22 protein-coding genes are annotated in these 24,768 nt (G+C 67.0%); 10 read left to right on the top strand and 12 right to left on the bottom strand.

The window, feature by feature from the left end:
- The first annotated feature begins 19 nt into the window (after positions 1-19).
- The 7 genes from AAD027_RS10770 to AAD027_RS10740 all read left to right on the top strand — a co-directional run bounded on the left by AAD027_RS10770 (position 20) and on the right by AAD027_RS10740 (position 9,679).
- Positions 20-1,255: a LysR family transcriptional regulator gene (locus AAD027_RS10770; RefSeq protein WP_341726032.1), complete on the top strand. Its 1,236-nt coding sequence runs from the start codon at positions 20-22 to the stop codon at positions 1,253-1,255.
- 253 nt (positions 1,256-1,508) lie between these two features.
- Positions 1,509-2,912, top strand: a complete 1,404-nt coding sequence (locus AAD027_RS10765; RefSeq protein WP_341726031.1) for a TolC family protein — start codon at positions 1,509-1,511, stop codon at positions 2,910-2,912.
- A complete protein-coding gene (locus AAD027_RS10760; protein ID WP_341726030.1) occupies positions 2,909-3,952 on the top strand; it encodes an HlyD family secretion protein in 1,044 nt (347 codons plus the stop codon). Before AAD027_RS10765 ends, AAD027_RS10760 begins: the two co-directional genes overlap by 4 nt.
- Positions 3,937-5,121, top strand: a complete 1,185-nt coding sequence (locus AAD027_RS10755; protein WP_341726029.1) for an ABC transporter permease — start codon at positions 3,937-3,939, stop codon at positions 5,119-5,121. The genes AAD027_RS10760 and AAD027_RS10755 overlap by 16 nt, the downstream gene beginning before the upstream one ends.
- Positions 5,118-6,224: an ABC transporter permease gene (locus AAD027_RS10750; protein WP_341726028.1), complete on the top strand. Its 1,107-nt coding sequence runs from the start codon at positions 5,118-5,120 to the stop codon at positions 6,222-6,224. The genes AAD027_RS10755 and AAD027_RS10750 overlap by 4 nt, the downstream gene beginning before the upstream one ends.
- 245 nt (positions 6,225-6,469) lie before the next feature.
- Complete coding sequence (locus AAD027_RS10745) at positions 6,470-9,052, top strand: methyl-accepting chemotaxis protein (protein WP_341726027.1); 2,583 nt, start codon at positions 6,470-6,472, stop codon at positions 9,050-9,052.
- Positions 9,053-9,286: 234 nt separating this feature from the next.
- Positions 9,287-9,679, top strand: coding sequence for a GFA family protein (locus AAD027_RS10740; RefSeq protein ID WP_341726026.1), 393 nt, complete (start codon positions 9,287-9,289; stop codon positions 9,677-9,679).
- 158 nt (positions 9,680-9,837) lie between these two features.
- Here AAD027_RS10740 and AAD027_RS10735 read toward each other — a convergent pair whose 3' ends face one another.
- The gene (locus tag AAD027_RS10735; protein WP_341726025.1) at positions 9,838-10,329 is read right to left on the bottom strand and encodes a PaaI family thioesterase; all 492 of its coding nucleotides are present in this window, start codon (positions 10,327-10,329) and stop codon (positions 9,838-9,840) included.
- Positions 10,330-10,380: 51 nt separating this feature from the next.
- Positions 10,381-11,127, bottom strand: a complete 747-nt coding sequence (locus tag AAD027_RS10730) for a sulfite exporter TauE/SafE family protein (protein WP_341726024.1) — start codon at positions 11,125-11,127, stop codon at positions 10,381-10,383.
- A gap of 93 nt (positions 11,128-11,220) precedes the next feature.
- Between AAD027_RS10730 and AAD027_RS10725 the strand changes: the two genes are divergently transcribed.
- Entirely contained in the window at positions 11,221-12,135 is a 915-nt protein-coding gene (locus AAD027_RS10725) for a LysR family transcriptional regulator (RefSeq protein ID WP_341726023.1), read from the top strand.
- 163 nt (positions 12,136-12,298) lie between these two features.
- Here the strand turns inward: AAD027_RS10725 and AAD027_RS10720 are convergent, their stop codons facing one another.
- Positions 12,299-12,526, bottom strand: coding sequence for a hypothetical protein (locus AAD027_RS10720; RefSeq protein ID WP_341726022.1), 228 nt, complete (start codon positions 12,524-12,526; stop codon positions 12,299-12,301).
- Positions 12,527-12,687: 161 nt separating this feature from the next.
- On the opposite strand from AAD027_RS10720, the gene AAD027_RS10715 reads away from it, so the two are divergent.
- The gene (locus AAD027_RS10715; protein WP_341726021.1) at positions 12,688-12,903 is read left to right on the top strand and encodes a hypothetical protein; all 216 of its coding nucleotides are present in this window, start codon (positions 12,688-12,690) and stop codon (positions 12,901-12,903) included.
- Positions 12,904-13,069: 166 nt separating this feature from the next.
- On the opposite strand, the gene AAD027_RS10710 is transcribed toward AAD027_RS10715, so the two are convergent.
- Both AAD027_RS10710 and AAD027_RS10705 read right to left on the bottom strand, forming a co-directional pair.
- Entirely contained in the window at positions 13,070-15,166 is a 2,097-nt protein-coding gene (locus AAD027_RS10710; protein ID WP_341726020.1) for a pyrroloquinoline quinone-dependent dehydrogenase, read from the bottom strand.
- Between the two features lie 297 nt (positions 15,167-15,463).
- Complete coding sequence (locus AAD027_RS10705; protein WP_341726019.1) at positions 15,464-16,078, bottom strand: CGNR zinc finger domain-containing protein; 615 nt, start codon at positions 16,076-16,078, stop codon at positions 15,464-15,466.
- Positions 16,079-16,204: 126 nt separating this feature from the next.
- Here AAD027_RS10705 and AAD027_RS10700 point away from each other — a divergent pair, with 126 nt between their 5' ends.
- Positions 16,205-17,140: an alpha/beta fold hydrolase gene (locus tag AAD027_RS10700; protein WP_341726018.1), complete on the top strand. Its 936-nt coding sequence runs from the start codon at positions 16,205-16,207 to the stop codon at positions 17,138-17,140.
- A gap of 177 nt (positions 17,141-17,317) precedes the next feature.
- On the opposite strand, the gene AAD027_RS10695 is transcribed toward AAD027_RS10700, so the two are convergent.
- From AAD027_RS10695 to AAD027_RS10665, 7 genes are all read right to left on the bottom strand, one after another.
- Positions 17,318-18,133: a hypothetical protein gene (locus tag AAD027_RS10695; protein ID WP_341726017.1), complete on the bottom strand. Its 816-nt coding sequence runs from the start codon at positions 18,131-18,133 to the stop codon at positions 17,318-17,320.
- 113 nt (positions 18,134-18,246) lie between these two features.
- The gene (locus AAD027_RS10690; RefSeq protein WP_341726016.1) at positions 18,247-18,855 is read right to left on the bottom strand and encodes an AprI/Inh family metalloprotease inhibitor; all 609 of its coding nucleotides are present in this window, start codon (positions 18,853-18,855) and stop codon (positions 18,247-18,249) included.
- 15 nt (positions 18,856-18,870) lie between these two features.
- Positions 18,871-19,512, bottom strand: a complete 642-nt coding sequence (locus AAD027_RS10685) for a DUF3011 domain-containing protein (RefSeq protein WP_341726015.1) — start codon at positions 19,510-19,512, stop codon at positions 18,871-18,873.
- Between the two features lie 266 nt (positions 19,513-19,778).
- Positions 19,779-20,330, bottom strand: coding sequence for a response regulator transcription factor (locus tag AAD027_RS10680; protein WP_341726014.1), 552 nt, complete (start codon positions 20,328-20,330; stop codon positions 19,779-19,781).
- Positions 20,327-21,562 carry an ATP-binding protein gene (locus tag AAD027_RS10675; protein WP_341726013.1) on the bottom strand — a complete coding sequence of 412 codons (1,236 nt, stop codon included), beginning with the start codon at positions 21,560-21,562 and terminating at the stop codon, positions 20,327-20,329. Before AAD027_RS10675 ends, AAD027_RS10680 begins: the two co-directional genes overlap by 4 nt.
- A 60-nt stretch (positions 21,563-21,622) precedes the next feature.
- Positions 21,623-23,050, bottom strand: coding sequence for an aldehyde dehydrogenase family protein (locus AAD027_RS10670; RefSeq protein ID WP_341726012.1), 1,428 nt, complete (start codon positions 23,048-23,050; stop codon positions 21,623-21,625).
- A 37-nt stretch (positions 23,051-23,087) separates the two neighbouring features.
- A complete protein-coding gene (locus AAD027_RS10665) occupies positions 23,088-24,728 on the bottom strand; it encodes an acetolactate synthase large subunit (RefSeq protein ID WP_341726011.1) in 1,641 nt (546 codons plus the stop codon).
- Positions 24,729-24,768: the final 40 nt, after the last annotated feature.

The raw sequence follows: 24,768 nt of genomic DNA, 5'->3' as shown, positions 1-24,768 counted from the left end.
TTCCAAGGTGCCGCCGGACATGGAGCCGCGCATCTTCGGGATGCAGCCACGTTCGACAGACCCACGGGAATTCTTGCGCCTCGCGGAAGCAATGGTATTCCCCAAATGGGCGATGCTGTTCGCCTGGACGGCCGTCGACCATGCACAAGCGTGGCGCGCGTGCGTGAATCCCGTTCATTCCGAAGATGAAGAGCGTTCACGCTGCGTCCTGGTGGACGTGCATGGAGTCGCTGCGCGACTATCGCGGCTGGCTCCCGGCGAGGGCGGGCTTCCGTATCGGGCATCACGAATGAGCATGCGACGCATCGACCTCAACCTGTTCCGCGTGTTCGAGTCGGTCATGAGGCATCGCAGCATCGTGGGCGCCAGCCGCGATCTGCGCATCACGCCATCGGCCGTGAGCCATGCGCTCACGCGCCTGCGCGCCACGCTGGAGGATCCGCTTTTCGTCGCCAGCGAAGGCGGGATGGAGCCGACGGCGCGCGCACTGGAACTGGCGCCGCGCATCCGCGAAGGCCTGGCCCACATAGACCAGGCCATCTTTCCCGCCAGATTCGTGCCGGCACTGGCCAGGCGAACATTCCGCATCGCCATGTCCGAGTATTCGGCGTCCACCCTGTTGCCGGGCCTGGTCAAGACGGTACGCGAGCAGGCGCCGGGCATCGACATCCGGATATTCCCGTTCAGCCGCACGGATACGATGCGGCACCTGGACGACGCCCGCATCGATCTGGTGGTGGGTTGGTTCACCGACCTGCCCGAGCGGCTGCGCCGCCGCCGCCTTTGGGAAGACCGCGAAACCATCGTCGTCCGCAACGGACACCCCCTTGCGGGATGCCGGGTCACCCAGGAAGACCTGCTGCGTTTTCCGCACGTCGTCATCGAACTGACCGGCTCGGGCGAGCACCACGACAGCGGCTTCCTGGTCGAGCGCGGTGCGTCCCGGCGGGTATGGATTGAGCGCGTGCTGCTGGGTGGGTGCGAGGACGGCGGTGCGGCACAAGGGCGCGTCGCGGTGTCGATCCCCCACTATGCGGTCGTCGTGCCGATACTGGCGGGCAGCGACCTGGTGGCGACGCTGCCGGCCAGCTACGCGGCGCCGCACATACGCGCCGGCGACATCGTCGCGCTGGAACTCCCGTTCGAGCCGGTGACGGGCCACCTGGATGCGATCTGGCACCAGCGCAGCGACGACGACGAAGCGTTGCAGTGGCTGGTATCGGCGGCCGCCTCGGTTCCCGGCGCAAATGCCTGATGCGCATCCGGATCGCATGCCCACCCATTGCCACGAAATGGAGCACGGTTCCATGGACTCTTCCTTTCCATCTGCACTCGCCGGATCGCTGGGTGCGGCGATCGGTGGTCTTGCCTGCTCCGCCGGTAACTGGATCGCCCGGCCTGGCCCGCTTCGGCGGGTCCTGCCGTTTGCAGTCGTACGGCGATGTCCCCCTCCGCGCCGGCCGGGCCATGGCGGCCCGGCACGATCCACATGCGCGGGGATGACGGCGATGGTCGCGAGCAAACCTGTCCACATCCATCGCAACGCGGTGCTGCGCGGGTGCCTCGCCTTGGCCGGCGCCGCCTGCGCCGCCCATGCCGGTGCGCAGGCGCCTGCGGCCATCGAGCTGAGTTTCGACCAGGCCAGCGAGCGGCTCCAGCAGGTATCCGACGCCCTGCGCGCCGCCGAGGCCAATCTCGCCGGCAAGCACGAACTGGCGGAGGCGACGCGCCATCTCCGGCTTCCCGAGGTGACGGGCGAGTTGCGCCGGCTGGAACTGCAGAAGACCCTGGAGCTTCCGTTGGGTTCGCTGGCGCCGGTGGCGGAGGAGTACGGCATCGGTTCGCCGCTCGTGTTCTCCGAGCGGGCCTGGCATACGCGCCCCATCGTCACCGCGACCCTGCCGATCTACACGGGCGGCATGATTCCCGCCGCCCAGCAGGCCGCCGATGCGGCGCGGCGCCAAGCCGACGCCGAGCGCGATCTGCAATCGCAATCGCTGCTCGTGCCGCTGGTGCGGATGTATTTCGGCCAGCAGCTCGCGCAGGAAGTGCTGGAGGTGCGCCAGGACACCCGCGAGGGATTGGATCGCCATCTGCGGGATGCGACGCGGCTGGAGGACGCCGGCTTCATCAGCCGGGCGCAGCGGCTGCAAGCGGGTGTCGCGCGCGATCGCGGCGAACGCGAACTGGAGCGCGCACGCAACGACCTGGCGTCGATCCAGGCCGGGCTGGCCACGCTGCTCCGCGCGGGCGCCGATGTCCGCTCCACCACCGGACTCTTCGTCAGCCGCGCGCCCGCGGGGAGCCTAGATGAATTCGTCCAGGCCGCACTGCACGGGCATCCGCAGATCGCCCGCCTGCGCGCCATGGTCGAACAGGCGCGGCAGGGCATACGCGTGCAGCAGGCCAAGCTCAAGCCGCAGATCTACGCGTTCGGGCAGTACGACTTCAAGCGCGGCGATGCCCTGCTGACCGAACCGGACTGGGTGTTCGGCATCGGCCTCAAGTACACGTTCCTTTCCGGCAACGGCCGCCTGCACCAGGTGGCGGCGGCGCGCGAGCAGCACGAGCAGGCCGAATCGGCTCTGCGCGAGGCGGAAAACCAGCTGACGATCGCGGTAACCCAGTCGTGGCACGAGGTGGAGACCACGCGCCACCAGTTCCGGCTGCTGGACAGCGCGATCGAACAGGCGCAAGAGAACCTGCGCCTGCAGGAGCTTTCCTTCCGCGAAGGGCAGGCGACGTCGCTGGACGTGATCGACGCGCGACTGGCTCTGGCCGGCGCGCGGGTGGAGCGTCTCCAGGCCGCCTACCAGTACGATCTGGCGCTCGCGCTGCTGCTGGAGCGCAGTGGCCAGGCGTCCCGCTATCTTGATTACCTGCACAAAGCCGACGAGGTGCACCTGCCATGAGTGATGATGCGAACAGCCCGCCGAAGCCCCGCGACGACGATGCACCGGTACGACCCGACGCGCGCGCGCGGCGCCTGCGACCGCTCGTGTTGCTGGCCTTGGGCGGGATCGTGGCATTGGGTGTCTGGCTGGCTTTCCGCGGAGGACAGGACCTGGTGCAGGGCATGGCCGATGCCGACAACATCAATGTGTCGGCGAAGATCACGGCGCGCGTGCGCGCGCTGCATGTCCACGAAGGCGACCGGGTGAAGGCCGGGCAGGTGCTGTTCGAACTGGACAGTCCCGAGGTGAAAGCGAAACAGCAGCAGGTCGAGGCCGTGCTGGAGGCGGCGCAGGCGCAGGCGGACAAGGCCGAGGAAGGCGCGCGCACGGAGGATATCCGCGCGGCGCGGGCGAACTGGGAACGAGCGGTGGCGGGCAACGTGCTGGCGCAGTCCACGTGGAAGCGGATGGACGCCCTGCATCGGGAGGGCGTGGTCACCCGGCAGCGCCGCGACGAAGCCTTGGCGCAGGCACGCAGTTCCGCCAGCATGGAGGCGGCCGCGCGCGCGCAGTACGACGAAGCGCTGTCCGGCGCGCGGCGGCAGGACAGGGAGGCGGCGCAAGCGCAGGTGCGGCAAGCCCAGGGGGCCGTGGCCGAGGTGAAGGCCGCCGAGGACGAAACGCTGGGCAGGGCGCCATCGCCGGGCGAAGTCGGCAAGCGCATGGCGGACGTCGGCGAACTGGTGCCGGCGGGCTTCCCCGTCTTCACCCTGGTGGACCTGGAGCGGATGTGGGTGTCGCTGAACCTGCGCGAGGATCAGTTCAAGGGCATGAGCATGGGCAAACGGCTGCACGGCGACATTCCTGCCCTGGGCCTTGAGGCGGTGGAGTTCGAGGTCTACTTCATCAGTCCCGCCGGCGACTACGCCACCTGGCGAGCCACGCGCCAGTCCAGCGGTTACGACGTCAAGAGCTTCGAAGTGCGGGTGCGACCGGTCCAGCGCGTGGCGGATTTCCGTCCCGGCATGAGCGTGTTGTTCCCGTGGCCGCAGTCGTGAACGCCGCGGACGCGCGCAGGGCGATGGGAAATGCCTTGCGGCGCGAGCTGCGATTCCTGCGCGGCAGTCCCGCGGACCTGGCATTGATCACGGTGTTCCCGTTGCTGCTGCTGGCGATACTGGCGTGGCTGCTCGCCAGCGCCGTCATCCGCGAACTGCCGATCGCCGTGGTGGACCTGGACCGCAGCGCGGCCAGCCGTTCGCTGTTGCGGCACCTGGATGCCAGCCCCAACCTGAGCGTCGCCCTGCAACCCGACACGCTGGAGGACGCGTGGTCGGCGGTACGCAGCCTGCACGTATACGCCGTGGTGCTGGTGCCGGACGGCATGGCCCGCGACCAGGAAAAGCTGGGCACGGGCACGGTGTTCGGTTATTACAACGCCAGCTACCTGACCGCCGGCCAAGGCAGTGCCCGCGACATCGCCGAGGCCGTGGCGGCCTTCAACCGGCGCGCGACACAGGAACAGGTCGCCCTGCGATCCGGCCCCGCCATCGTGCGCGCTCCGCCGGTGGCGGTGCACGCCAGCATCCTTTTCAATGCTCCGCGCAGTTTCGAACGCTTCCTGCTCGGCATCCTGTTTCCGGCGATCCTGTCGCTGGTGGCGTGCCTGGCCATGACCGGCGCGCTGGGGCGGGAAGTACGCGACGGCAGCCTCGTTGCATGGTTGTCGGATAGCGGGCATCCGGCGGCCGCACTGGTGGGCAAGCTGGTGCCGTACATCGCGATTTTCGCCTTCCATGGCGTGATGGGGCTGGCATACCTGGCGCAGGCGGGCGCGGGCGGCATCGACGGCAGCGCGTGGATGCTGGTGGCCGGGCAGTGCCTGCTGTACGCCGCCTGCGCGGGCATCGCACTGCTGTTCGTCGGTGCGACGCGCGACATGGGCACGTCGCTGTCCCTGGTGGGGCTGTACGTGGGTACCGCGATGGCGTTCTCCGCCGCGACGTTTCCCGTGGTCGATGCGCCCGTCTTCACGCGGGCATGGAGCGCATTGCTGCCGTTGACCGCCTACATACAGCTGCAGGCCGAGCAAGCGTATGCCGGAGTCCCGCCTGCGGAATCGCTGTGGCCGATGGTGCGCCTGCTGCTGTTCTGCCTGGTCCCGGGCGGCATCGGGGCCTGGTTGCTCGCACACCGGACAATCGAAGAGCCGGTGCCAGGGCCATGAGCGTGTTCCTCGCCGCCGTCCGCGATACGTTGCGCACGTTGTTCGCCGAGCGCTACGCGGTGGTCACGATGATCGGTGCGGTCATTCTGTACTCGGTGTTCTATCCCAGCGCGTATCGGCATCAGGTCGCCAGCAATCTGCCGGTCGTGGTGGTCGACGACGACCACAGTCCGCTGAGCCGGGACCTCGTCCGACGCGTCCAGGGCGTACGCGCGGTCCATCTGCGCGCGCAGGTTCCGACGATGGACGAGGCCCATCGGATGATCGCAGCCGGGCAGGTGGAGGGAGTCCTGTGGATCCCGGCGGGCCTGCAGCGCGATATCCTGCGCGGCGGCACCGGGCATGTCGCCATCCAGGGCAATGGCGCCTATCTCAGCCGCGCCAGCACGGTCCTGGCCGGCCTGGGGGATGCCGTCGCCGGGTTCGCCCCCGAGGCCGCGCGCAAGCAGGCCATGTTCGCCGGGGCGCCTGCGCACGCGCCCTATCGGCTGGTGGCCAGGCCCTTGTTCAATACGCGCGAGGGATACGGCAGCGCGATAGTGCCGGGGGTGGCCGAACTGATCGTGCACCAGACGCTGCTGATAGGCATCGCCGTCATTCTGGGCGGCCGTCGCCGTGACACCGGCTCGCGGGTCCGGATGGGCGCTGCGCAGTTGGCGGGAATGGGTACGGCGTTCTTCTGCGTGGGATTGTTCGGTCTTTTCCTGTACAGCGGCATCACCTCCTGGGTGCAGGACTATCCCCGTGGCGGCAACCTGCCCGGCCTGCTGCTGGTCGGCAGCCTGTTCCTTGCCGCCACCGTCCTGTTCGCGATGTTCCTGGGCAGCTTCTTCGTCAGCCGCGAGAGGGCATTCCAGTACATCACCGCCTCTTCGCTGGTCCTGTTCTTCCTGGCCAACCTGTCATGGCCCATCACCTCGACGCCGCCGGTCCTGGCGTGGGCCGCCAAGCTGCTGCCGACCACGCCAGGCATCACCGCCATGGTGCAGCTCAACCAGATGGGGGCGTCCGTGTCCGAGACCGCACCGCAGGCGGTCAACCTGCTGGCGCTTGTCGTCATCTATGCTGGACTGGCGATGTGGCGCTTCAGAAGCCGGGCATGATGTTCGTTTTCCGCCAGACGTGGACGTCGCAAGAAGAGGCGAGGGCACTCGCCCCTCATGACAGAGCTGCCTCCGTCGCACGACAGTGGATCGACGCGTGTCACGACGGTGTAGCAAACAGCCATTAGAAATGGCGAACCCTGCGGAGGCCGCCCGGCGGCTCGCGGGAGATCAGGCGGACACACCCTAAAGTTCCCTGAAACCGTGCCGATATAGCTGCGTCGTTTTTTGTCTGGACGCATGCCATGCCGGCCATCCCCCACGATCTGAAGCATCTCACCGCCGGCTCCCGTTCCGTGTTCCGCCAACTGGGCGGACGCATGGGGCACCTGTTCGGCTCCGGCCGCCTGGCGCGCATGACCATCCGCCAGAAGATCCATGCCAGCCTGCTCGTGTCGGCGGTGGGCCTGTCGTTCATCGCGCTTGCGTACTGGCGCGCGAGCGTGGGTACGGAACGGGCGGCCGAGGCCTTCGCCGTGCATCGCGAATATGCAGCACTGACCGGGACACTGGCCCAACAGATTGCCGAGGCGCGTCGCCTGCAGACGATCTATGCGGCCACGCTTCGCTCGGAAGACAGGGCGGCGCTGGGTAGCGCGCAGACCCGGTTGCAAGCCACCGTCGCGGACCTGCGCGATCGCGCCAACGCGCAGGAAAGCACGGAGTCGCTGGCCGGCGTGATGGTGCGTGTCGACGAATTCGCCGACGGCATCGCTTCCCTGAACCAACGGGTGGACGAGATGGGCAGCGACGATGCCGGCCTGCTGAGCCAGCTGGAAAGTGCCGGGCGCGCGCTCGAGGAGACGGTCGATGCGCAGGAGGACGCCGTGCTGGCGGGCCTGCTGCAGAAGATGCGCCGCAGCGAAAGCCAGTTCCTGCTGACGGGCGATTCCAGCCATGCCGACCAGGTCAGCGAAGCGAAGCTGCCGTTCGATCTTTCGTTGGGCAGCCGCGGCCTGCCGGTCTCCATGCAGGAAGAATTGCGGCAGAAGATGGATGCCTACCAGGGCGCCTTGTTGGCCTACACCGCCGCGCGGGTCGGGCTCGACCTCGAGGCCGGGGCGCTGGAGCAGACCGCGCAGGCCATCACGCCGGCGCTGGAAGAACTGGACCGGACCCAGGCCCAGGCGCTGGCGGCTGCTCGCGCGCGCCAGCGGGACGAGGCGCGATGGATGGACGTCATTTTCGCTCTGACGCTGGTGCTGGTCTCGGGGGTGCTGATCACCGCCCTGCTGATGGTGTCGAAGGCCGTCAGGAAGCCGATCGAAGCCACGCTGCGTTTCGCGCAGGAAGTCGCCGACGACCGGCTGGATGCGGTGATCGAGGTGCACAACCCGCATGACGAGATCGGCCACCTGGCCGAACGGTTGATGCACATGCAGGGCCGCCTGCGCGATCGCACGCAGGCCGAGCGCGCTGTTGCGCGCGAGAACCAGCAGGTGCGCCAGGCGCTCGAAAGTGCGCAGACGGGGTTGATGATGCTGGACATGGAAGGGCGGGTCGCCTATGCCAACGCATCGCTGCGCAAGGATCTGGTCTTGGGCGACGCCACACTGGTCGGCTTGCCCGCCGAACAGTTTCACCCTGCTTTCGCGGAGGTATCGTCTGTGCTGGCCGCGGAGGCGGCGGCATTCGAGCGGGACATCGCTTACCACGACACGCGCTACCAGTTGGCGGTGAATCCGATCGTGGTCGACGGCCAGCGCTTGGGCGCGGCGGTCGAATGGCGAAGCCGGGCGTTGGAGACCATCGTGGAACACGAGATAGCCGCGCTGGTCGACGCCGCTGCGCTGGGCAACCTGGGCGTGCGCATCGATGCGTCCGGCAAGGAAGGATTCCTCAGGACGCTGGCGGCCAGCATCAACCGCCTGCTGGACACCTTCCAGGGCAATCTGGCCAGCCTGCAGGTCGTGCTGGCGTCGCTGTCGCAGGGCGACCTGACCGCGCGGATGGAAGGCGACTTCCACGGCGTGTTCGCCCGCATGCGCGACGACGCCAACGCCACCGTCGCCCAGCTCACCGACATCGTCGGCCGTATCCAGGACGCCTCCACCTCCATCAACACCGCCGCCGGCGAGATCGCCTCGGGTAATAGCGACCTCTCCCGCCGCACCGAGCAGCAGGCCGCCAACCTGGAGGAAACCGCCGCCTCCATGGAGGAACTGACCTCCACCGTCCGTCAGAACGCCGAATCCGCCCGCCAAGCCAACCAGCTCGCCATCGGCGCCGCCGGCGTCGCCTCCCAGGGCGGCGAGGTCGTCGGCCAGGTCGTCGTCACCATGCGCGACATCGAGCAGTCCTCCCGCAAGATCGCCGAGATCATCTCCGTCATCGACGGCATCGCCTTCCAGACCAATATCCTGGCCTTGAATGCGGCGGTGGAAGCCGCCCGCGCCGGCGAACAGGGCCGGGGCTTTGCCGTGGTCGCCTCGGAAGTACGCACCCTGGCCCAGCGTTCGGCCAACGCCGCCAAGGAGATCAAGGGCCTGATCGAGACCTCGGTGGACAAGGTCGCCGACGGCTCCAGGCTGGTCAACCAGGCCGGCACCACCATGGGCGAGATCGTCGCCTCGGTGCAGCGGGTGACCGACATCATGGCCGAGATCAGCGCTGCCTCGCAGGAGCAGTCCGCCGGCATCGAGCAGGTCAACCAGACCATCACCCAGATGGACGAGACCACCCAGCAGAACGCCGCGCTGGTGGAAGAAGCCAACGCGGCGGCGCGAAGCCTCGAAACGGAGGCGTTGGCGCTTGAACGCGCGGTTTCCGCATTTGTGCGGGAGCATCGCGAGCCTGTTGGGAAATACCGGAGACGCATGACGGCATGACGGCAGGTGCCCGCTTCCAGCCCAATGCGAACATCGACTCCTGAATCAAACCGACCCGCGAAGCGGGTTCGGCTTGAATGAATTGCCAAGCGGTGACGGCCCGGAGGCCCGGATACGCAGGCCGCCCCCTGCAGGAGACTTTACCGGACACCATCGCCATCACGGCGGGCAATTGCAACGACAATGCCGTTGGTTGTAAACATTCCGCCCACCCGATTGCAGAGGAGACGCAGCATGAGCCGATTCACGGGTGGTTGCCTGTGCGGCAACGTCCGAATCGTGGCGTCGGGACTCCCATACCGGGTCGGCCTTTGCCACTGTCTGGACTGCCGCAAGCATCATGGCGCCCTTTTCCATGCTTCCGCGGTGTTCCCTCAGGATGCGGTGGCCATCGATGGCGAAACACGCGATTACGCCGGAAGGTTTTTCTGTCCCCGCTGCGGCTCGTCGGTTTTCGCACGCACCGCAGACGAAATCGAAGTGAACCTGGGATCCCTGGATGCCCCCGACCAACTGGTGCCAACCTACGAAAGCTGGATCGTCCGTCGCGAGTCCTGGTTGCCGCCGTTTCCGCTGACGAGACGATACGACCGCGATCGCGACGCCACCAGTCGCTTTGAGGAGTAGATCGCACGAATCGTGGGGCGGCACCGTTTGACTATCTGGTAGGCGGGTCTTGGGATCATGCGGCTTGTCCACGACGCCCTGCATGGAAGCCCATCCCTCGGTGCCGATCGATCCCGGGTGGTTCCGGTTCGGAGGAATATCCGATGGATCTTCGCCGGTCAGCGCCCCTTCGCGTCGCTTCCCCGCAAAGTCATCAGCGTGCTGTCCATCCTCGCCACGGCCTTGCCGTCTTCGCGCATGATCTCGCATCGATAATGACTGAGGGTCCTGCCCCGGTGTTCCGCCCATGCATGGGCGCGCAGACGGGATTGCCAGACGGGGCGCAGGAAGACGGCCTTCAGGTCGATACTGGCAAAGCTCTCGTCCTCGCCGATCAGCGTTGAATGAGCCGTTCCGATCGCCGCATCGGCCAGCTCGCAAAGAAGACCGCCATGCACCGTTCCCTGCTGGTTGCCATGAAGCCGCGGGTCGGTCTCCAGTTCGATGGTCGCCATGGCCTCTCCTGCCGCAACGATGCGAAAGCCCAGCAGTTCGGAGATCGCCGTGGGATACCGCATATGGGTCGTGTCGCCCGGGGAGAGGGAACCCGAGACATGGCGCCGCAAGTACTCCAGCACGGGCAAACGACGGGTGGTTCCTGGAATGTTCAAGTCCGACTCCTATCGAGGATGCGGTACGCGACCGCGGAAGCGCCCGACTGTTCAGAACAGGGGGCGTAAAGCCAGTTCCGACCCGAGCACGAACAGGAGCAGCAGGAAACACCGCCGAAAGACGACCTGGCTGATCCGTGCCCGGATCCTTTGCCCCACCCACATGCCGGCCAACGCCGGCACGACGGCCAGGGCGGACAGTCCCAGTTGCCCGGGTCGAAAAGCGCCGTGGCCCCACAGGCCGGTGGCCAGTGCGACGGTGGAGACCGTAAAAGACAGGCCGAGCGCCTGCACCAGTTCGTCCTTGTCCAGACGCAGCGACTGCAGATAAGGCACGGCGGGCATCACGAACACGCCCGTGGCGCCGCTGATCGCTCCGGTGACGAGTCCGACGACCGGGGACAGCCAAGGCTCGGACCGGCGCGGAACCGATGCCGAAGGCGAAGCCAGGGCGTAGCCGGCGTGGCCCATCAGGGCGACGCCCAAGGCCAGGCCCGTCCACAGCGGATCCATCCTGACCAGCAGCGCGGATCCAGCGACGGTGCCCATCACGATGCCCAGCATCATCGGCCACAGTCGCCGCACCAGGCCCACGGCGGCCGGCCCGGATGCCAACTGCCAGGCATTGGTGACGAACGAAGGAACCACCAGCATCGTTGCCGCCGCGACCGGCGGCATGAGGGCGCCGAGCAGTCCCATGGCGATGGTGGGCAGGCCCATGCCGGTCGCGCCCTTGACCAAGCCTGCGATCAGGAACGTCGAGACGATGATCCACACCGGGAACCCAGGCATATCCATGCCCGCATTGGAACCGGCACGGCACACGGGCACAATGCGGATTCCTTGCCCCACACTTCGGATATTCCGAAGCCAGACAGGAGCGCCGAGGCCATGCGACTCGATCTAGCGGATCTGCGTCTTTTCCTCTGCATCGTGGACGCCGGCAGCATCACGCGCGGCGCGGCGGCGGCGAACCTGGCGCTGGCGTCGGCCAGCGAACGCTTGCGGAACATCGAAGCCGATGCCGGCACTCCGCTGTTGGAGCGTCGCCATCGCGGCGTGGCGACGACCGAGGCCGGGGAAGCGTTGGCGCACCACGCGCGTTTGATTCTCCGGCAGCAGGCGTTGTTGAAGGGCGAGTTGCGGGACTTCGCCGCGGGGAACCGGGGCACCCTCCATCTCTACGCCAATACCGCGGCATTGACGGAGTTCCTGCCCCGCAGGCTCGCGCCATGGCTCGCCCGCCGCCCGCGCCTCCGCGTCGAGTTGCGGGAACGCACCAGTGCGGAAATCGTCAAAAGCATCGAGGGCGGACTCGTGGAGGCCGGCATCGTGTCCAATGCGGTGGAGTCGGGCGGACTGCATCTGCAGCCCGTGGCCAAGGACCACCTTTCCCTGATCGTGCCCGCCGGGCACAGGCTTGCGACGGGCGGCGCCGTACGATTCGGCGATGTGCTGGGCGAGCCCTTCGTCGGACTGGCGCCGGGAAACGCGCTTCAGGAGCACATCGAAGAACACGCGCGCGCCGCTGGACGTGTGCTTGCGATGCGCATCCGCATGAAGACCTTCGAAGGCGTGTGCGAGATGGTGTCGCACGGTATCGGCGTGGGAATCCTGCCGGCCACTGCCGCCAGCCGGCTCCGGCGCCGCCATGCCTATCACGCGATCGCCCTGACCGATGGCTGGGCACGCCGGAGTCTTTGCCTGTGTTACCGGAAATGGAGTGGGCTCTCGCCGACCATGCGCAGCCTGTTCCAGCATCTGGGGGCCTTGCCGCGTCCTGGCGAAGGATCGCGCGCGCGATAGTCGCGTGGGAAATCCCGACAGGCATTCCATGATCGCGAAAGCGGCGTGCCCGCGAGGTTCCTGCGGCCGCTTTGCCGGGAGGGGATCGTATCGGCAACGTGTCGGTTATCGCTGAATCCAGGGCCAGAAGCGGACATCAAGGCAACAATGCGCCGTACTGGGCCTATCGGGGCTTCGCGGATGGGACGCGATTGACCAGATCCATGCGGATACGCTGTAGCCATTTCCAGATGTGGGCGCGGTCTTCCAGCCGCGCGGACTCACTGATCATGGCGGCGATCACTGCAAACGCCTGCATTCGATCCGCATCGGGCGTGCGCTCCAGCATTGTGGGCAGGTCGACCTCGAGGGCAAAAAGCACTGAATCCAGCAGAAGCCTGGTCGTTTTCATACGGGCAGACTGGTCCGGTTGCCGTGAGCCTGGTGTTATCAATCGCGGAGCTGCGAAAGAGGGTCGCCCGGGCGCAGTGGCATGGTGCGTTCATCTTTGCAACGGGTCTCGTTCAGGGGTACCCGCCTATGGTCGGGTTGCGCTCAGGAGTCTGCATCCTCATGAACTCTGAAACCACCACCCTCTGCAAGTTCCTTGGCAAGGAATTCGAAGTGTCGGTCAGGCAATGGGAACACAGGCTGTTTACGCTGCGATGGGCGTCCATCCCGGCGCGCGATAGCGGAACCGATTTCGAGCACTATCGCAGTTTCAACGATGCTCATGAAGCCGGCGTGCGGCTTGGCCGCGCAGCGATTGCCGGGACTGGATTGTTGTAGTGGCTGTGAAGCCTTGGGTCGAAGCCGGGCATGGCCTTGCGGAGAAATTCGTCAGCTCGGACTGATGTGGTCGCAACTCCGCCCACGTCGTTCAGGCCGGGCGAATCGGCCGATGATTCTCGCCGTGGCGTGCGCAGCCCGCTCCTGCACCCGGGGGCCATGCCGTTCACCCTGGACGTACCGCGCGATTCCGACGGCGCCGGCGCCACAGACGCCACAGCACGGTGCAGCCGGCCAGCAATCCCAGCATGGCCGCGCCCAGTATCGCCATGCGCACCGCGACGCCATGCTGGAACACCACTTCTTCGCCCTCGCCGTCGAGGGTGTAGGCGATCACGTAGTCGCCCATCGGCCCCAGCCCCTCGCGTCCGCCTGCGGCGATCGCCACGTATTGGCGGCCGGCCACCGCGTATACCGACGGTGTCGCCTGGCCGCCGGCGGGCAGCTTGGCTTGCCACAGGGTCTTCCCGCTGGCGCTGTCGAGTGCGCGCAGGCGGGCATCCGCGGAAGCCCCGATGAAGGTCAGGCCGCTGGCGGTGGTCACCGCGCCGCCCAGCAGCGGCATCCCGACCTCCAGCGGCAGCCAGGGCAGTTCTTCTTCCAGCGTGCCCAGCGGGCGTTCCCACGCCACCTTGCGGGTACGCAGGTCGACCGCCACCAGGCGGCCCCACGGCGGTTTGATGCACGGCGCGCCTTTCGACGACGCCAGCGTGCCGCGGCGCATCCCATAGGCGGTGCCTTCCATGCTGTTGAACTCCTGATGCGGGTGGTGCTTGCGATCGTCCCAGTCGAATTGCGCACGCGGGATCAGTGCCACCTGCATCGGCAGATCGGATACCGGCAGGATCGCCAGTTGGCGTTGCGGGTCCACCGCGATGCCGCCCCAGTTCACGCCACCGGCCCAGCCGGGCAGGGCGATGGTGCCGCGCACGCTGGGAGGCGTGAAGATGCCTTCCGATCGCAGCCCGGCGATCAGTCGTTGGCATTCGCGGCGCTCACCCGGGGTCGGGCCCCAGGCATTGGCGGCGGTCAACGGTCCGTGCCGCGCCAGACGCAGCCCGGGTTCGGGCATCGGCTGGGTCGGCGATGCCCGCTCGCCGGGTACGTCGGAGGCCGGCACGGCAACCTCGCTCAGCGGGAACACCGGGCTGCCGTCGCGGCGATCGAACGCGAACAGGAAGCCGGTCTTGGTCGCCTGCAGCACCGCGTCGCGCGGGCCGTGTGCGGTCTCCACCGTCGCAAGCACCGGCTGCGAGGCGAGGTCGTAGTCCCAAAGGTCGTGGTGCACTAGCTGCTGCGCCCACACCCGGCGGCCGCTGTGCAGGTCGAGCGCGACCAGCGAGTTGGCGTCGCGGTTGTCGCCGAGACGCTCGCCGCCGTAGTAGTCCGGGCTGGCCGAGCTGGTCGGCACGTAGACCAGTCCCAGCGCGGGGTCCACGGACAGCGGCGCCCACGCATTGGCTGCGCCGACCGTGGCCGCCTGTTGCGGCTGCCAGCCGCGTGCGCTGGCTTCGGCCGGATCGCGTGGCACCGGATCCCAGCGCCACAGTTCGCGGCCGCTGCGCGCGTCATAGCCGCGCACCACGCCTTGCTCGAGGGCGTGCGCGCGGTTGTCGCCGATCGAGCTGCCGACCACCAGCACGTCGCCGGCCACCACGGGCGGCGAGGTCACCGCGTAGTTGGACCAGGTGCCGTCAGCCTTGTCCTGCAAGGCGATGCCGGCGCGCAGGTCGACCGTGCCGCCATCGCCGAACGCGGCACAGGGCCGCCCGTCGGCGGCGTCCAGCGCGATCAGGCGCGCGTCCAGCGTGCCGAACACGATCCGCTCGCGGCACGCACCGGTGCTGGCCTGCGGGTCGCGCCAGAAGCTGACGCCGCGCGACGCCGGGTCGCTGTAGCGCTTGTCGCGCGCCACCTTGGCATCGAACGACCACAGCTCGCGGCCGCTGGCCGCATCCAGCGCGAACGCGATGCCGGTACCGGTGTTGAGGTACATGCGCCCGTCCACGACCAGCGGATTGGCCTCGAAGCGCCGCCGCTCCGGGTCGGGCAGGCCCGCACCCAACTCGCCCGTGCGGAAGGACCAGGCGATCCGCAGCCGGCTCACGTTGCCGGGGGTGATCTGCACCAATGGCGAATGCTGGCCACCGCCGGGCGCGCCGGCATAACTGGACCAGTCGTCCGGTGCCGCTGCGTACAGCCCGCCGGTCCCCATCGCCAGTGCGGCGCCACATGCCACCGCATGCCATGCCTTGATGTTCATGCCTCTGGTTTCCTTGTCCGGAACCGGCAACCAGTGTGGACTTCGCCGGCTCCGCTGGCAGGGCGAAGGGACGATTGTGGTCGCTGCGGTGACCAGTCGCGGCCTGGCGGGGACGAATGGTGGGGCCATCAGACGGAATGGCCGCCGCCGTGACGGCACAGCCGAGCAGATGCCGCGGCGCGGCAGCCGAACGGGCGGCCCAGGAAGACGCCGGGCCATGGGATGCCGGCCGGGCGATACCGACGAACCGTTGCGTCGATCGGTTGAGTCCAAGGCCGCGAGCAGGCATTGCTCGCGCTAAGTCGCCTTGCCGCTGCTTCTTTTTCTGAACCGGGTCGCTTTGTGGCGATTTCCGCACTGGGCCATGCTGCACCACCGACGCTTGTGCGATTTCGTACGGTCGTAGAACCAGAGGATGCAGTCGGGGTGCTCGCATTGTTTGACGAGGGCGAAATCGCCCTCTGCCAGCAACTGCGCCACGGCTTCGGCGACAGGGCCGAGCAAAGACGAGATCGCATCGCCGCGCGCGATGCGAGCCAGCGCGAAGTTGCCCTCACTATCGCGCTCCAAATGTGGCGCGCTCAGGTAGGCGTGCAAGTATTCGTTCAGGCCACGGATGTCTCCAGCCTTTTCCTCCTTGCGCCTGGCGATCAGCTCGCGCGCATGCCTCCGCAGCGCCCTCCCGCGCAACAGCAAATCTGCAGGTACGGCGCTCCCGCTTCCCGAGGGCGGAACGACACCGTGCCGCTCCAGCCACCGGAGCACGTCTTCGCCGGTGTTCCAGTAGTCGACGACCTGGCCCTGGCTGCGCGCCTCCGTATTGAGCAGATCCATCGCCAGATGGTCACCCACCATCGGTGCCTCGGTCGTGTCGCCCTTGCCGCCTTCACGCTGAGTCTCTGAGCTCGTCATCGAATAACCTCTAAAATCAATATTGACAGGTTACCAGAGTCCGCGCATACTCCGCTCAAGTAACCTTTAAAAATAATTAATACAGGTTATTTATCTGTCGCGCCAACCCTACTTCAAGGAACAGCCATGAGCGCCAAAAAATTGCTTCTTGCAGCTGCCGCCCTCGGCAGCGCCTTCACAGCCACGGCTGCGGACAGTCCTGTGCAGGTCCACTACCGGACGATGGACATCCAGGGCGTCAGCCTCTTCTACCGTGAAGCCGGGCCCTCGCAAGCGCCAACCGTCCTGCTGCTGCACGGGTTCGCCGCCTCGTCGCACATGTTCCGCGAACTGATACCTCGACTGGCCCGGGAATATCACGTGATCGCTCCCGACTTGCCCGGCTTCGGCCAGACCACGGTCATGCCTGGCGTCGAGTTCGACTACACCTTCGACAACGTGGCATCGGTCATCGACGCGTTCACCGTCGCCAAGGACGTCGACCGCTATGCCATTTACGTTTTCGATTACGGCGCTCCGGTCGGTTGGCGCCTGGCGGTGAAGAATCCGCAGAAGATCAGCGCGATCGTCAGCCAGAACGGCAATGCCTACGAGGTCGGCCTGAGCGAGGGCTGGGCCGACATGCGCAAGGCATGGAACGAGCCCACGGCGGAAAATCGCGAGGCCCTGCGCCGTTTCAACACGCCCGAAATGATCAAGTGGCAGTACACCGAAGGAGTACGGGACGCCTCGCTGATCGCGCCCGAGAGCTATCAGCTGGCCTCCGCGGCCATCGAGCGCATCGGCGTCGAAGCGCAGGTGGACCTGCTGCTCGACTACGGCCAGAACATCAAACAATACGCGGAACTGCACGAGTTCTTCCGCCGATACCAGCCGCCCACGCTGGCGATCTGGGGCCAGAACGATCCCTTCTTCACCCCTGCCGGTGCGGAAGCATTCAAGCGCGACAATCCGAACGCCGAAGTGCGGTTCCTCGATACGGGCCACTTCGCCATTGAAACCCACGGCGAGGAAATCGCGGCACGGATGCTGGATTTCCTCAACCGCAACATCCAGCGCTGAGCGGCATCGCGTTCGCGGCAAGGGCAGTGGCCAGTCGGCCACTGCCCTGGTGGAATGGAAGGACAGAAGTCCGTCTGGGGTCGCAGAAGATCGAAGTGCTGGATGTCCGCTTGCGGCCAGACGCTTCGCTCATGGAAGTGCGAAGCGGAGTAAGCCAGCAGCGCATATCCGCAGTATTCAGAATCGAAGCGTGGCCACGACCTGTGGCCCTTGGTTCTTCAGATTCAGCTTGCCGGTGAAACGGCTGCGTTCAAAGTCGAGATCCGCGTCGTTGTAGTTGTAGCGAAGACCGAAGCCGAAGTGCTCCCACGGGAAATACTCCAGGTGCACATTGACATCGATGGCATCGCCCGAGGTGTCGCCACCGGACTTCTTGACATAGGAGATCTGCCCGCCCATGCGCCAGCGCTCACCCAGCGAATGGTGGTACTCGACCCGCAGCATGGGGGCCCAGGCATCCTCGTCCAGTCGCTCTTCCGCGGTGATGAGTCCCTCGCCGGTTTCTGCCGCGGCGGCCAGGTCGGCCGTGACGTCGTAGCGCACGGCGCCGATCCCCACGCCGGCCGCGCTGCGGTCGTTGCGATGGAACAGCCACGTGTACGCGACTCCGGCCATCCTGACCTCCATGTCCCCGGAAAAAGCCGCATCCACCGGGAACTGCGAGTCATGGATGTTGAAGTCCTCGGCGAGCAAACGCTGTCCGCCGCTGTCGTAGCGGTAGCCGAAGGCGGAGAACTTGTGGTGTTCGCCGAGTACGCCATCCAGCGACCAGAAGACATCGGTCCTGGAGTCGTCGAAACCCAGGTCGCGATGAAAGTCGATGTCGCTGCCCGTGCCCACCGTTTCCGAGTCCCAGCGCAGGTCCACGTCGTGCTCGATGATGTACGAACCCACGGACACTTTGAGCCGATCCACGGGCTCGATGGCGCCTGCCCGCCCTGCCATTCCACATGCCACACCTGCCGCTGCCAGAACGAATATCCGGGACTTCATGACAACTCCTTGGTTTCCCGATGGGGCCAGTACATGTTGACGGTTCTTCGGTGCTGCCGGCGGTTCCCGGGAGTAGATCGACGCGCGGCCCGGCTTCCAGGAGATGTACTCAGTCAACGGCTCAGCGACAGGCGCTGGCCGGTCGCTGCAACGCGGCCAACCCATACATCGCCACCACGCGGCCAGAAGGTGGCGTAGACATCGCCCGCCGACGATGTAAGCACGATCGAGGGCCCGTCGAAGTCCCACCGCGTGACCTTCCACAGGTCCGGGCAACCTGTCGAAGTGACGGCGAAATAGCCATTGAAGTAGGGGTTGTCGGTCAAGCGGACCGTGCAAAGGAACGGCCCGCTCTTTGCGGAGACGCGATAAGTGCCGTCGATCTGCTCGGGCTTGGGCCGGGAGGGATGAGGCTTCGACCATGAAGGTTGATCATCGTCGTTCTCGTCGTTGTCGCGGCCGAAACCGATACCGAAACCGCTGTTGCTGCTGGAAGATTCGCTTCGCGAGTTGCTCTTGATCCACTCCGTCATCTCGGCAGAACTCTGGTTCTCCGGAGGATCGTTTGTCGAAGAAGTGTCGAAACCCGAATGGGTGGTAGTGATCGAGCTGCTGGATTCGCTGCTGCTCTGCGAGCTCTGGCTCAAGGAACCGGCATTGTCTTGGGCGAACGCCGCGCCGGCGAGGGCGACGGCGGCTACGAAGAGGGTCGATCTGCGCATGCTGGCGTCTCCGGTTCAGTTGTTTTCGTCGGACGGAGGATCGACGTCGCAGCCTACGCCATGGCACCCGATCCAGTTGCCATGCGTGTCGAAATTCGGATTGCCCTGCTTGTCGAAAGACGGCCTGGTGTCGATGGCATTGGAATTGCGGTCGTCTGCCGGGGGGTCCACCAAACAGCCAACGCCGTGGCAACCATCGTAGCCGCCGTGTGCGTAGGAATGGGTGTCGGAGCGGTAGTTCGAGTGGTGCTCGTGCTGGTCGGAAGAGGCGAGCGCGGCGCCCGCGATGGAACCCAGTACAAGCATGCCGATATCACGGCCCCGATCGTCGTACCGTCGACTGCCGGGATCAAAGCTGCCATTGCGGCCATGGTGATAGCCCCCCACATCGGCGAACACGCCTTGGCAACCTTGATCGACCCACAGCCGTTGCCGGCGGCGATCGAAGCCCCAGGTGCGATTGAGGATGCAGGAGCTGCCGGAAATCTGATGGATCAGCTGAGGTGCGCGCAACGGGGCACGGCACTCGCTGTATTGGTAGCCGACCGAGTGGCACTCGACCGTCACCGTGCCGCTTTGCGCTAACGCTGAAGCCGAAGGAAAATACATGGGCGCAAGACAAGCCGCCACGAAGACCATACGCCCTAGACCCGTCATTCCACTCTCTCCTTGTTGGCTGACACGGATAAACCGGTTGGCGCTGCTACATCCTCGTACTTGTACCCCGTAGCTCAATCGTGCAACCGATTTGTGCCCATTTCAATATCCTTCGGCCGCTTATGGGGTGCGCGCAGACTGCCGTGTCTGCACACAGCGGGTGTTGAGCGCTCACGGCCGACGAAGCCGGCGCATTCAGCTTTATAAAATCGCCTTCACTTCCCCGCGACACATCTCCTAGTCTCCGCTTCAGGTCGGAAGCCGCCTCACTCATCCACCCAGCGCCGTTCCGGCCCGGGCCGCTTGGCCAGCTTGCGTTGCAGAGAGCGGCGATGCATGCCCAGCAGGCGGGCGGCGGCGGAGATGTTGCCGTCGGTTTCGGCCAGCGCCTGCTGGATGTGTTCCCACTCCAGCCGGCTCAGCGGGGTCATGGTGTCGTCGGCGGACGGCGCATCGCCGGGCGTCGCCGGCACATCCACTCCCAGGGCGCGCAGGATGGTGGGCACGGTGGCCGGTTTGGGCAGGTAGTCGTCGGCACCGCGCTTGATCGATTCCACCGCGGTGGCGACGCTGGCGTAGCCGGTCACCAGCAGGATGCGCATGTCGGCGCGCAGGGCGCGCAAGGGTTCGATCAGGGCCAGGCCGGAATCGGCGCCCAGCTTCAGGTCCACCAGCGCGAAGTCGGGCAGGTGTTCGCGCGCGAGCACCAAGGCGCTGGCGGCATCGAACGCGATCGCCGTCTCGATGCCCCTGCGCGCCAGGCTGCGTTGCAGCGTGCGCGCGTAGAGTTCGTCGTCGTCGACCAGCAGGCCTTTCATGGCGTTTCCTCGTCGGCGGGCGAGACGGGCAGGCGGAACTGCACCTGCACGCCCTTCGGCAGCACGGCCTTCATCGTCATCCTGCCGCCCAGCCGTTCCACCGTGGCGTGCGACAGCGCCAGGCCCACGCCCATGCCGTCGGGCTTGCTGGTGCGGAACAACTGGTCGGACTGGAACGGCAGCGCTTCGTGGAAGCCGTTGCCGTAGTCGCGCACCGTGCCCACCAGTTCGTCGTCTTCGCAATGCAGGTCCAGGTCCACGCGCGGCGACCCGGCCTGGCGGCTGGCGTCGGCGGCGTTGTTCAAAAGCGCCTGCAGCAGATGGCCGGTGGAGGCGTCCACCGCCAGCCATGGCGGCAGGTGGCCGCTGCGCTGCAGTTCGACGGTCGGCCGCACCAGCCGCCAGCGCTGCACCACTTCGTCCAGATCGACGCTGGCGCCGGCGCCCATGTCGGCGGAGGCGGCCAGCGCACGCACGCGGTCGCGGCACAGGTCGATCAGTTCGCGCATCGTGCCTGCGTCCTCGCGCGTTTCGATGTCGGCGGCGTGTTCGCGGATGTCCTCGGTCAGCAGCGTCATCGTGGCCAGCGGGGTGTTGAGTTCGTGCGCCACGGCCGCGGCGTGCGTGGCCAGCGCCACGATGCCCTCGTTGCGGGCGAAGCGTTCGCGCAGGCGGGCCAGTTCCTGCTCGCGCTGGCGCAGCGCGGCGACCAGCCGGGTGGAGAAGTACAGCACCACGCCGGCCGACAGCACGAAGTTCACCGCCATGCCCCACAGGTGCACGTTGAAGCCGTTGCCGTGCAGGTGCGGCAGCGGACGGCCGAACGCCGCCGTCGATGCATAACCCAGCAGGCAGGCCACGCCGGTGGCCAGGACCCAGCGCAATGGCAGCGCCAGCGACGACACCACGATCAGCAGCAGGAACATCGAGCTGAACGGATTGCTGATCCCGCCGCTCCAGCCGACCAGCCAGGCCAGCACCGCCACGTCCACCAGCATGTGGCAGAAGGCCTCGCGCGGGGACTCTGCGCCCGGACGGCGGCTGCGCCAGCTGGCGTACAGATTGAACGCAGCCAGCACCGCGATGCCGCTCCACAACGGCGCCCGTGGCAGCGGCAGGCCCATCGGCCCGGTGGCGACCAGCACCGTCACCGCCTGGCCGACGATGGCGACCCAGCGCAGGTTGCACAGCGCGCGCAGGAAGGAGGGGGCGGTGCCGGGTGCGGCGGACATCCACCCATGCTAAACCAAGCGGTGCGGGCAGGGGCTGCGACCGGCGGTCGCAGCGGCGCTTCAGTGCCTGAGCACCAGCAGCCGTAGTTCGCTCATGTCCTCTATGGTGAACTTCACGCCTTCGCGGCCCAGGCCGGAATCCTTGACCCCGCCGTAGGGCATGTTGTCGACCCGGAAGCTGGGCACGTCGCCGACGATCACGCCGCCCACTTCCAGCCCGTCCCAGGCGCGCAGCGCGTGCGCCAAGTCGTTGCTGAACACGCCGGCCTGCAGGCCGAAGTCCGAATCGTTGACCGCGGCGATGGCGGCATCGAAATCGTCGAAGCGCTCCAGCAGCGCGACCGGCGCGAAGGCTTCCTTGCGCTGCAGTTCGCAGTCGCGCGGCACGTTCTCGAGCAGCGAGGCCTGCAGCATGTTGCCCTTGCGCGTCCCGCCGACCAGCAGGGTGCCGCCGGCCCGCGTGGCGTCCGCGATCCAGCCTTCGATCTTCTTCGCCGCGGCCTCGTCGATCATCGGGCCGATGAAGGTGTCTTCCTGCCTCGGGTCGCCCATCGCCAGGCCGCCGATCTTCGCCACCAGCTTCTCGCGCAGGGCGTCGTAGACGTCGGCGTGGGCGAGGATGCGCTGCACGCTGATGCAGCTCTGCCCGGACTGGTAATAGGCGCCGAAGACCAGGCGCTCCACCACCGCGTCCAGGTTGCCGGCCTGGTCGGCATCGACGATGCAGGCCGCGTTGCCGCCCAACTCCAGGGTGACCTTCTTGCGCCCGGCGCGGGCCTTGAATTCCCAGCCGATCAGGCCGCCGGTGAACGACAGCAGCTTGATGCGGTCGTCCTCGATCAGCGGTGCGGCATCGTCGTTGGAACAGCAGAAGATCGAGAACGCGCCCTTGGGCAGGTCGGTCTCGGCCAGGATCTCGCCGATGATCAGCGCGCCGACCGGGGTCTTGCCGGCCGGCTTGAGCACGAACGGGCAGCCAGCGGCGATCGCCGGCGCGACCTTGTGCGCGACCAGGTTGAGCGGGAAGTTGAACGGAGTGATCAGGCTGCACGGGCCGATCGGCACCCGCTTCCAGATGCCGCGGTAGCCGCGGGTGCGTTCGGAAATCTCCAGGTTGATGGTCTGGCCCTCGATGCGCACCGATTCCTCGGCGGCGATGCGGAAGGTGTCGATCAGGCGCGAGACCTCGCCGCGCGCGTCCTTGATCGGCTTGCCGGCCTCGATGCACAGGGCCAGCGCCAGTTCCTCGGCACGTTCGCGGAAGCGCTTGACGCAATGCTCCAGCACCGCCTGCCGCTTGTACGGCGCGAACGCGGCCATCGCCGGCGCCGCGTCCACCGCCGCGGCGATGGCTTTCTCGATGATCGCCGCATCGGCCATCGCCACGCGGGTGGCGATCTGGCCGGAATACTTGTCCAGCACGTCCAGATCGGTATTGGCGGCGACCGCGGCGTTGGCCAGGTACAGCGGGTAGCTCGGTTTCAGCATGGGAGTGTTTCCTTCGTGGAGGCCGCGTTGCGGTCGGTCAGAGCGCGTCGGCGCGCTCGCGCAGTTCGTGGTTGAGGATGGGGCCGTTCTGCGAATAATCCACCGGCAGGTCGATCAGGTCCACGCCGTCGCGCGCCAGGCATTGCGCCAGCAGCGGCGCGAAGGCCTCGGCCGACTCCGGGCGATGGCCGCGCGCGCCGTAGCTTTCGGCGTACTTGACGAAATCCGGGTTGCCCATCGTCATCGCGTAGTCGGCGAAGCCCATTTCCTCCTGTTTCCAGCGGATCATGCCCATCGCGTCGTCGCGCAGGACCAGCACGGTCAGGTTCAGGCCCAGCCGCATGCAGGTTTCCAGTTCCTGCGAATTCATCATGAAGCCGCCGTCGCCGCACACCGCCAGCACCTTGCGTTCCGGATGCAGCAGCGCCGCGGCCATCGCCGACGGCAGGCCGGCGCCCATCGTCGCCAGCGCGTTGTCCAGCAGCAGCGTGTTGGGACGCGCGGCCCGGTAGTTGCGCGCGAACCACAGCTTGTAGATGCCGTTGTCCAGGCAGACGAAGTCCTGTTCGCCCATGCACTGGCGCACGTCGGCCACGACCCGCTGCGGCAGCATCGGGAAGCGGGGATCGTCGGCGCCTTCGCGCACCTGCGCGCACAGCGCTTCGCGCACGCGGTCGAAGAACGAGAAATCCCAGTGCGGCTGCGGCTCGAATTCGTTCTGCAGCCGCCACATCGTGTTGGCGATGTCGCCGACCAGTTCGATCTGCGGGAAGTAGACGCTGTCCACCTCGGCGCTGACGTAGTTGATGTGGATCACCGTGCGCCGGCCCTCGCGCATGAAGAACGGCGGCTTCTCGACCACGTCGTGGCCGACCACCAGGATCAGGTCGGCCGCGGCGATGGCGCGGTGCACGAAGTCGCCGTCCGACAGCGCGGTGCAGCCAAGCCACAGCGGATGGTTCTCGTCGACCACGCCCTTGCCCATCTGGGTGGAGCAGAACGGAATGCCCAGCGTATCGACGAAGCGCTGCAGCATGCGCGAGGAGGTCTTGCGGTTGGCGCCGGCGCCGATCACCAGCAGCGGATGCCTGGCCTTCTCCAGCGCGCGCCGGGCCCGCACGATGGCCTTCTGGTCGGCGACCGGACGCCGCGCCTGGCTGGCCGGCGGCAACGGCGCGTCGCACTGCTCGCGCGCGATGTCCTCCGGCAGTTCCAGGTGGGTGGCGCCGGGACGCTCCTCGGACGCACGCCGGAACGCCTCGCGCACCTTGGCCGGGATGCCGGCCGCGGCGACGATCTGGCGGGTGTACTTGGTGAGCGGCCGCATCATGTCGACCACGTCGACGATCTGGAAGGCGCCCTGCTTGCTGCTGCGGATGGGCTTCTGCCCGGTCAGCATCAGCATCGGCATCGCGCCCAGCTGGGCGTAGGCCGCGGCGGTTACCAGATTGGTGGCGCCGGGCCCCAGCGTGGACAGGCAGACGCCGGGCCTGCCGGTCAGCCGGCCCAGGGTGGCGGCCATGAAACCGGCCGCCTGCTCGTGGCGGGTGACCACCATGCGGATGGGGGAAGGGTGCAGGGATTCGAGCAGGTCCAGGTTTTCCTCGCCCGGCACGCCGAAGATGTACTCGACACCCTCGGCTTCCAGTGCGCGGACGAACAGATCGGAGGCTTTCATGCAGGGCAATGGTCCGTTACGGGCTCGGTTCCCAGTATGC

Source organism: Pseudoxanthomonas putridarboris (assembly GCF_038321125.1).
Taxonomy (GTDB): domain Bacteria; phylum Pseudomonadota; class Gammaproteobacteria; order Xanthomonadales; family Xanthomonadaceae; genus Pseudoxanthomonas_A; species Pseudoxanthomonas_A putridarboris.
This window is presented reverse-complemented; position numbering and strand designations above follow the sequence as displayed.

What these genes read in the sequence shown, in the direction of transcription:
- AAD027_RS10770 (WP_341726032.1), top strand. Translation starts at nt 20, where the DNA reads ATGGAGCCGCGCATCTTCGGGATGCAGCCACGTTCGACAGACCCACGG.
- AAD027_RS10765 (WP_341726031.1), top strand. Translation starts at nt 1,509, where the DNA reads ATGGTCGCGAGCAAACCTGTCCACATCCATCGCAACGCGGTGCTGCGC.
- AAD027_RS10760 (WP_341726030.1), top strand. Translation starts at nt 2,909, where the DNA reads ATGAGTGATGATGCGAACAGCCCGCCGAAGCCCCGCGACGACGATGCA.
- AAD027_RS10750 (WP_341726028.1), top strand. Translation starts at nt 5,118, where the DNA reads ATGAGCGTGTTCCTCGCCGCCGTCCGCGATACGTTGCGCACGTTGTTC.
- AAD027_RS10745 (WP_341726027.1), top strand. Translation starts at nt 6,470, where the DNA reads ATGCCGGCCATCCCCCACGATCTGAAGCATCTCACCGCCGGCTCCCGT.
- AAD027_RS10740 (WP_341726026.1), top strand. Translation starts at nt 9,287, where the DNA reads ATGAGCCGATTCACGGGTGGTTGCCTGTGCGGCAACGTCCGAATCGTG.
- AAD027_RS10730 (WP_341726024.1), bottom strand. Translation starts at nt 11,127, where the DNA reads ATGGATATGCCTGGGTTCCCGGTGTGGATCATCGTCTCGACGTTCCTG.
- AAD027_RS10725 (WP_341726023.1), top strand. Translation starts at nt 11,221, where the DNA reads ATGCGACTCGATCTAGCGGATCTGCGTCTTTTCCTCTGCATCGTGGAC.
- AAD027_RS10720 (WP_341726022.1), bottom strand. Translation starts at nt 12,526, where the DNA reads ATGAAAACGACCAGGCTTCTGCTGGATTCAGTGCTTTTTGCCCTCGAG.
- AAD027_RS10715 (WP_341726021.1), top strand. Translation starts at nt 12,688, where the DNA reads ATGAACTCTGAAACCACCACCCTCTGCAAGTTCCTTGGCAAGGAATTC.
- AAD027_RS10710 (WP_341726020.1), bottom strand. Translation starts at nt 15,166, where the DNA reads ATGAACATCAAGGCATGGCATGCGGTGGCATGTGGCGCCGCACTGGCG.
- AAD027_RS10705 (WP_341726019.1), bottom strand. Translation starts at nt 16,078, where the DNA reads ATGACGAGCTCAGAGACTCAGCGTGAAGGCGGCAAGGGCGACACGACC.
- AAD027_RS10700 (WP_341726018.1), top strand. Translation starts at nt 16,205, where the DNA reads ATGAGCGCCAAAAAATTGCTTCTTGCAGCTGCCGCCCTCGGCAGCGCC.
- AAD027_RS10695 (WP_341726017.1), bottom strand. Translation starts at nt 18,133, where the DNA reads ATGAAGTCCCGGATATTCGTTCTGGCAGCGGCAGGTGTGGCATGTGGA.
- AAD027_RS10690 (WP_341726016.1), bottom strand. Translation starts at nt 18,855, where the DNA reads ATGCGCAGATCGACCCTCTTCGTAGCCGCCGTCGCCCTCGCCGGCGCG.
- AAD027_RS10685 (WP_341726015.1), bottom strand. Translation starts at nt 19,512, where the DNA reads ATGACGGGTCTAGGGCGTATGGTCTTCGTGGCGGCTTGTCTTGCGCCC.
- AAD027_RS10680 (WP_341726014.1), bottom strand. Translation starts at nt 20,330, where the DNA reads ATGAAAGGCCTGCTGGTCGACGACGACGAACTCTACGCGCGCACGCTG.
- AAD027_RS10675 (WP_341726013.1), bottom strand. Translation starts at nt 21,562, where the DNA reads ATGTCCGCCGCACCCGGCACCGCCCCCTCCTTCCTGCGCGCGCTGTGC.
- AAD027_RS10670 (WP_341726012.1), bottom strand. Translation starts at nt 23,050, where the DNA reads ATGCTGAAACCGAGCTACCCGCTGTACCTGGCCAACGCCGCGGTCGCC.
- AAD027_RS10665 (WP_341726011.1), bottom strand. Translation starts at nt 24,728, where the DNA reads ATGAAAGCCTCCGATCTGTTCGTCCGCGCACTGGAAGCCGAGGGTGTC.